The sequence below is a fragment of the Streptomyces sp. NPDC097619 genome, from assembly GCF_040302735.1.
GTDB lineage: Bacteria > Actinomycetota > Actinomycetes > Streptomycetales > Streptomycetaceae > Streptomyces.
Genome location: NZ_JBEOSD010000332.1, coordinates 1 through 1,226 on the forward strand (window position 1 = coordinate 1; position 1,226 = coordinate 1,226).

Here is a 1,226-nt window from a genome sequence, read left to right on the forward strand (position 1 = left end):
CCCAGGGTCGGCTTGGTGGTGAAGGTGCTGGTGCCGCTCCAGGTGCCGGTGACCGGGACCACGGAGACGGTGTTGGCGGTGCCCGCACCGGTCTGGGTGGAGGTCTTGATCTGGAGGGAGGCGGCCTTCAGGACCTGTCCGGCCGGGGCGGCCGGGAGGTTGAAGCGGAGGTAGCTCTCGTAGAGGGAGCCGGTGCCGCGGACGGCGAGGCTGGTGGAGCTGCCGTAGGAGGCGCTGGGGGCGCCCTGGTTGATGTAGGTGTCCTCGGTCGCGGAGACCTCGGAGACCGTGTCGGCGGGCGCCTTGGCCAGGTCGTGGTGGTTCTGCACCTGGGCGGCGGTGAGCGCGGTCGGGTAGACGGCCGTCTCGTCGATCTGTCCGGCGAAGAAGGTGCTGGTCGGGCGCAGGGGCCAGGTGTCGGAGATGTTGTCGCCGCCGACGTGCCAGTAGCCCGCGAACTTCTGGTGGGCGGTGACGTTCAGGGTGCCCTTGACCTGGCCGTCCACGTACAGGGTCATCCCGCCCGGGCCCTGGGTGGCGACCACGTGGTGCCACTTGTTGTCGTTGTAGGCGGTCTGGGCCGGGGTGGTGATGGTGCGCGGGAGGCCCCCGGTGTACACGCCGAAGACCAGGCGACCGGTGTTCGTCAGGTAGACGTGCTTGTCGTGGCTCTTGCTGGTGCGGGTGGTGTTGTTGCCGAAGCCGATCAGCTTGCCGCCGCGGGTGGTGTCGGTCTTGAACCAAGTCTCCAGCGAGTAGGTGGAGCCCACGCTCTGCCGGTGGTCGCTGTGGACCTGTTCGTCGGTGCCGTTGAACCCGTAGGCGGTGCCCGTGACGGCGCCCGGCGCGGCCCGGAGGGTCGGGGTGTTGATCTGGAGTCCGCTGGTGTTGCCGCCCGCCGAGGAGTCGGCGGTGAAGGGGCTCACCGTGTCCTCGTAGCGCCAGTACAGCGTGGCGCCGTCGGAGCGGACCTGGTTCGGGTACGCCTGCACCGAGGTCGGCACGGTCACGGGGGCCGTGGCGGAGAGGGCGCTCACGTTCCCCGCGGCGTCCGTCGCGGAGATCCGGTAGGTGTAGGACTGGCCCGCCTTGACGGTGGTGTCGGTCCAGGAGGCCTGTCGGCGCTCCCACTCCAGGGAGTCGGCGGTCACGGTGGCCACGGGGGTGGCGGCGCCGTTGCGGTAGATCTTGTAGGTGAGCTTGCTGTCGTCGGCGTCGTAGCTGGT

Annotated in this window: 1 protein-coding gene; it reads right to left on the reverse strand. The window is 69.8% G+C overall.

Features of this window, described 5'->3' with window-relative positions; translation table 11 throughout:
• Positions 1-1,226 (reverse strand): LamG-like jellyroll fold domain-containing protein (locus tag ABTZ17_RS36830; RefSeq protein WP_352200184.1); only part of this gene is annotated, 1,226 nt, incomplete at both ends.